Source organism: Geitlerinema sp. CS-897, from assembly GCF_028368005.1.
GTDB lineage: Bacteria > Cyanobacteriota > Cyanobacteriia > Cyanobacteriales > Geitlerinemataceae > Baaleninema > Baaleninema simplex.
In genome coordinates this window covers 1-5,142 of sequence record NZ_JAQNCQ010000006.1, presented here as the reverse complement: position 1 = coordinate 5,142, position 5,142 = coordinate 1, and the positions used below count along the sequence as shown (strand labels likewise).

Here is a 5,142-nt window from a genome sequence, read left to right as displayed (position 1 = left end):
GCTTCTCTTTCTCTTTTAGCTTGGCGACTTGTCCTGGCTTGTGCCATCCCCCTTTCGTCGTACTTTGGCCGTTACGCTAAACAGATACCATCTTGGAGATGCCGGGGATCTGGAAATTGAGTGCGCCCAATTCGATGAATTTACATTTTTGAGATGCACCCGTCGTTCGCGAAGCGGAACGGAGTTCTCTCGACTTCTTTTAGAAAAAATATCCTTAGCTGGTATTTCTCAGGCTGCAAGAATTTCTATGCGACATCTTCAAGATTATGTAAATAAGAAGTTGGCACAGGTTCCTCGAAAAGTTGAAGTGATGCCAAAAAAAAGGGGGAAACTGATTGTTCAAATGGATGAACTCTGGTCGTTTGTCGGCCGCAAGCCAGTCAAGCAGTGGGTTTGGCTGGCTTTAAATGCTGAAACGCGCGAAATTGTTGGTGTCTATATTGGTGCGCGAGATCGAGAAGCGGCACGAAAATTATGGAAATCTTTGCCTCCTGTTTATCGTCAATGTGCTACCGGCTATACCGATCTTTGGAAATCTTATCAAACTGTTTTACCTAGCAAACGACATAAAGCTGTTGAAAAGGATTCGGAAAAAACCAGTTATATTGAAAGATTTAACAATACTCTTCGTCAGCGTGTGTCTCGACTCGTTCGTAAAACTTTATCTTTTTCTAAAAAGTTAGAAAATCACGTGAGCGCGATTTGGCACTTCATCCATCATTATAATATAATGCTTCAATCCGCGCTCGTCATCATCACTGTGCATAACTACCCAGTCTATTTTGAAGTTTAAAATTAGACTGAAAAACAGCCACATCGCAGATTTTTTCTACCTGGACTACAATTTTAATCGCGATGCCAGATCGCAGTTCCACACGAGTTCGATCGCAAAAAAACTTTCTAATGTAACTATGAAGCGTTGTTTTGACTGGCTTTGTGGAAGTCACGCTCCGGGCGATCGCCCACAATTTCGAAAGTCGTTCCTGGGAGTCTTCGCAACCGCTGCCAGTTGGAGTACTTTCGGAATCGCCACAGAAGCGTCGCAACCGCCCAGCTTGCCCTATTTTGACGAAGACATCGAAATCGAAATCGATCGCGAAGTCGAAAACCCAGACGACCGCGAAAACGAACGAGACAGCGAGGGCGTTTTACCCTCAATCCTGCCGTCTTTTCCCTCCGAGTCTCCCGTCGAATTTTCCGAACCGAGGCGATCGCAACCCGTTCCCGATCGCCCCCCCGAATCCTTCCCCGAAACGACCTCGCCGCCGAAAACCCCCACCTACACCCTCGGAGGCGGCGATCGCCTGCAAATTACGATTTTCGGCGTTCCCGACTACAGCGGCGAGTACGCCGTCACCCTCGAAAACACCCTCAACCTTCCCGTCATCGGCTCCGTCAACGTCGGCGGCCTCACCCTCAGCCAAACTCGCGACGTAATCTCCCAGCGATACGCTCGCATTTTGCGCCGTCCGATCGTCACCCTCGACCTAACCGCTCCCCGTCCCCTTCGCATCGCCGTATCTGGAGAAGTCAGCAGTCCGGGGGCTTACACCATCGCCCCTTCAGGAGACAGCGGCTTTCCCACTCTCACCCAAGCGTTACAAACCGCCGGAGGGATTACCCAAGCGGCGGACTTATCTCGAGTTCAACTGCGACGCAGTACTCCCGAACCGCAAACGATGGTTCTCGATCTGTGGGAACTGATCGAAAACGGCGATCTCGATCGCGATCCGGTTCTCCTCGACGGCGATCGCGTCATCGTTCCCACCCTCACAACCTTCGAGCCGGGACTCTCGAGACGCTTAGAAGCGACGAACCTCGCCCCGGACACCGCCGAACCGCTGCAAATTGCCATCGTCGGGGAAGTCTTTCGACCCGGACCGCACGTCGTCGCGGGAGACGGAACGCCCCCCACCCTGACTCGAGCGATCGAGACGGCTGGCGGAATTACGGCGTTGGCGGACATTCGCAACATTACGCTGTACCGACGCACCCAAGCCGGAACGCAAACCATCGAACTCGACCTGTGGGAAATGCTACAATCGGGAGATCTCGATCGAGATCCGATTTTGCAATCGGGGGACTCGATTCTGGTTCCGACGGCGATCGAAATTCCACCCGACGAAGCTCTGGCCATCGCCTCGGCGAGCTTTTCTCCCGACGCCATCGATGTAAACGTCGTCGGAGAAGCCGCGCGCCCCGGAACGATTCAGGTTCCCCCCAACACGCCACTTAACGAAGCCCTTCTCGCGGCGGGAGGGTTCGACACCGCTCGCGCTCGCCGTCGCATTACGCTCATCCGCCTCAATCCCAACGGAACGGTATCTCGCCGTCGTATTTCAGTAGATTTCGAGGATCGCGTCAACGAAGAAACTAACCCGATTTTGCAGAACGACGACATTATCTTAGTCGGACGCAATACGTTTACGGCCGTCTCAGATACCTTGAGTAATATCGTGCGCCCGATCGGGAACCTGTTTATTTTCGATCGCTTTTTCCGCTTGTTTAATTTCGGTGACGGGAATTAAGCGCCCCACCCACAACCGTCTCGCACTCAATCGTCGAACCAACTCGATCGCCAGGCCGACTCAGCTTCGATGACCGCCCGCTCTCGTTGCTTCTTCTGATAGGCTTTTCCGAGTTTGATGAGTTGTCCAGAGAGCTGACGCAGGCGATCGCGCACACTTTTGACCTGAGTATCGGCAAACTCGATTTCAGACAGCCGCAGGTGAACCGTCGTCAGTTGCATCACGTTACTCGGTGCCGATTCGTTGGAGGTTTCGGTTTCGATGAGCAAGCTCAACACGTTCGGCGGTCCCGAGACGCTTTCTGAGGTGGCTTCCGCTTGACTGGCCGCCTCGAGTAACGGCGGCGGTAAATTGGGCGGTAAGACCTTATAGGTTCTCAACAGTTGGTTGATTTGATTGGAGATCGTCGCCAAAATCTGCACGATTCCCGCCTCGAGCGCCTGCTGCCATCGCAACAGAAATTGTGGCGTCATCGGCTGATGTTGCGATAGGGTCGGGACGCTGTCAAAACTCTCTAAATCCATCAACGATAGCTCGAGGGATTGAATTTCTTCAGCAAAGAGATCCTCGTCGTCGTCCTCCTCTTCTTCTTCGTCGTCGAGATCCTCGTCTTCGTTGTCGCCATCGGAAAACTCGTCCTCGTCGAGATCCTCGTCTTCCTCGAATTCCTCAGCCGCCGCTTCTTGGAGAACGCGCAGCATCGCACTGAGACGCACGCGCTGTAGCAGCGGATCGACTCCTTTGGCGATTTCTCGTAAGGTCTCCTGAAATTTCTGTCGCCGCTCGAACGACAACTGTAAAAACGCTTCGGGGTAGCTGTGGGTGCAGAGGTGATAGGTTGCGAGGATCGCTTGTTGGCCGATCGCCTGCCCCAAAGCGGTTAAATAGTCAGTGTAGGTGCGATCGAAGCCTCGAGCGAGTTCGGCGATTTCCTCGTTCAATTGGCTGAGGTCTCGATAAATTCGTTCGGTCGGTCCACTCATCGAAAATTTAGCTCGGACGAAGACTTGACAAATTGAAGTACATGAGGTAAACCCATGTTTGATAAAGTTCGTACGACGTGAAGAGAGCTTTGTGCCGCAGCGAGGTTGTCTCGCGGGCGATCGCCATGCTCTCGAACGCTTCGATGCAAGATATCAGTTGCTTCGTGCGTTGGTTTGTCTCTTTTAGAACGACGATCGCGCGATCGGGCGGCGACAGCAAAAAACCATACTAACATCAAACACGAACGCTCGAACTCAAATCCCGAGCGACGGAATCGAGATCGATCGCGTCCGGTCTTCAAGCTCTCGAGCCGTAATATCGATAACCACGCCGACGATGGGGCCAGTTTGGCCGATGCGAACGACCGTATCGACTTCCGGGCCGTTTGCACCGTCGAAATTGAGGAGATTCGACAAATCTACACTATCGTCGAGGGCATAATCGTTAAAATTCAGTGCCAAAATATCGTCGTCGGAGTCGAAATCGATAACGACATCGGCATCGAGGACGTCATTCACCGCCTCTCCCCGACGGAAAATTAGAGTATCGTCTCCCTCTCCACCCCGCAGATCGTCGACCCCGAATCCACCGAAGAGGAGGTCGTCGTCGTCGTTTCCTGAAAGAACGTCGTTTCCGTCTCCCCCGATGAGGGTATCGTCATCGTCGCCGCCGTTGAGCGTATCGTTATCGCGATCGCCGCTAAGGAAATCTTCGTCTCCTTCGCCGTTGAGGAGGTCGTTATTTTGACCGCCAAACATCGTATCGTCGCCGTCGCCACCGAGGAGGAGGTCGTCGCCGAGGTTTCCGAAGAGAATGTCTTCGTCGTCTCCTCCCGCGACGAAGTCGTTGTTGCGTCCGGCGGCGATCGTGTCGTCGCCAGCGTTCCCAAAGATGCTATCGTCCCCTTCGTTTCCGAAATAAATGCGATCGCCCCCGTCGTCTATACCGCTGTCGTTTCCCGCCGCGAGGACGAAGGCGTCGATCCCCACGGACGCAGCGAGTTGCTGGCGTTGTTCGAGAGGAAGAGCGACATAATCGATGATGTCGTTTCCATCCGTCGCGATCGCAAAGTCGAAATCGTTTCCGAGTTGAATGGCTGAAAGGGTCATAGTGAAAAGCGTGCTGCGAAATAGGGGTATTCTCGACCAGCAGGCGATCGCGACGGTCGGCCGTATCGATAGGTGGTTTGGGGAGACAGCGGCGGCCGAGTTCCGTACTCGATTCGACCTCGATCGGACACTCGAGACCGGAAATTCAAGTCGCGCGATCGCCTCAACGCTGTCTCGATTCCATCGATCCCGACTCGCTCGAGACCGTTTGAGTTCCCTCGTCCTGTCTCGGGAGTCGGGTAGAGGAAAGTGTACCTGACTCGGTCGTCACGGTGGGCTGCTGGCGGTTGTGGATTGCCGAAAGTCCCTTCGAGGGTGTCGAGGCCAAACCACTGTAAATCGGCTGTAAGGAGTTTGTGAAGTTTTAGCAAGCCGATCGAGGCTAGTGCAGCGTCAACTCTAAGAATTAGGGTTAACGGGAGTATTGAGGTAATCTGTAGGGAGCGAGCCGGAGTCCCATGCAGAAAAAATACATTGTGCGCCTGACAGCAGAAGAGCGTCATCAGCTACAGGCAGTGATT

At 53.5% G+C, this 5,142-nt stretch carries 5 protein-coding genes and 1 pseudogene; 3 read left to right on the top strand and 3 right to left on the bottom strand.

Annotation, left to right across the window (positions count from 1 at the left end; genetic code table 11):
* Positions 1-190: 190 nt before the first annotated feature.
* Positions 191-793: pseudogene (locus POG22_RS00195) on the top strand (IS1 family transposase); the annotation flags it as partial.
* Positions 794-911: 118 nt separating this feature from the next.
* Complete coding sequence (locus POG22_RS00190) at positions 912-2,528, top strand: polysaccharide biosynthesis/export family protein (protein ID WP_498902937.1); 1,617 nt, start codon at positions 912-914, stop codon at positions 2,526-2,528.
* Between the two features lie 26 nt (positions 2,529-2,554).
* On the opposite strand, the gene POG22_RS00185 is transcribed toward POG22_RS00190, so the two are convergent.
* Positions 2,555-3,511: a hypothetical protein gene (locus POG22_RS00185; RefSeq protein ID WP_498902935.1), complete on the bottom strand. Its 957-nt coding sequence runs from the start codon at positions 3,509-3,511 to the stop codon at positions 2,555-2,557.
* Positions 3,512-3,588: 77 nt separating this feature from the next.
* Between POG22_RS00185 and POG22_RS00180 the strand changes: the two genes are divergently transcribed.
* The gene (locus tag POG22_RS00180) at positions 3,589-3,744 is read left to right on the top strand and encodes a hypothetical protein (protein ID WP_498902934.1); all 156 of its coding nucleotides are present in this window, start codon (positions 3,589-3,591) and stop codon (positions 3,742-3,744) included.
* Between the two features lie 22 nt (positions 3,745-3,766).
* Here the strand turns inward: POG22_RS00180 and POG22_RS00175 are convergent, their stop codons facing one another.
* Together POG22_RS00175 and POG22_RS00170 are read right to left on the bottom strand one after the other, a co-directional pair.
* Positions 3,767-4,621 (bottom strand): calcium-binding protein, encoded by an 855-nt coding sequence (locus POG22_RS00175; RefSeq protein WP_017663113.1) that lies wholly within the window; start codon positions 4,619-4,621, stop codon positions 3,767-3,769.
* Positions 4,618-4,992 carry a hypothetical protein gene (locus POG22_RS00170; protein ID WP_498902933.1) on the bottom strand — a complete coding sequence of 125 codons (375 nt, stop codon included), beginning with the start codon at positions 4,990-4,992 and terminating at the stop codon, positions 4,618-4,620. Before POG22_RS00170 ends, POG22_RS00175 begins: the two co-directional genes overlap by 4 nt.
* Positions 4,993-5,142 lie beyond the last annotated feature (150 nt).

Bases quoted from the DNA above. Each gene is read 5' to 3' on its own strand.
- POG22_RS00190 (WP_498902937.1), top strand. From the start codon at position 912: ATGAAGCGTTGTTTTGACTGGCTTTGTGGAAGTCACGCTCCGGGCGAT.
- POG22_RS00175 (WP_017663113.1), bottom strand. From the start codon at position 4,621: ATGACCCTTTCAGCCATTCAACTCGGAAACGATTTCGACTTTGCGATC.
- POG22_RS00185 (WP_498902935.1), bottom strand. From the start codon at position 3,511: ATGAGTGGACCGACCGAACGAATTTATCGAGACCTCAGCCAATTGAAC.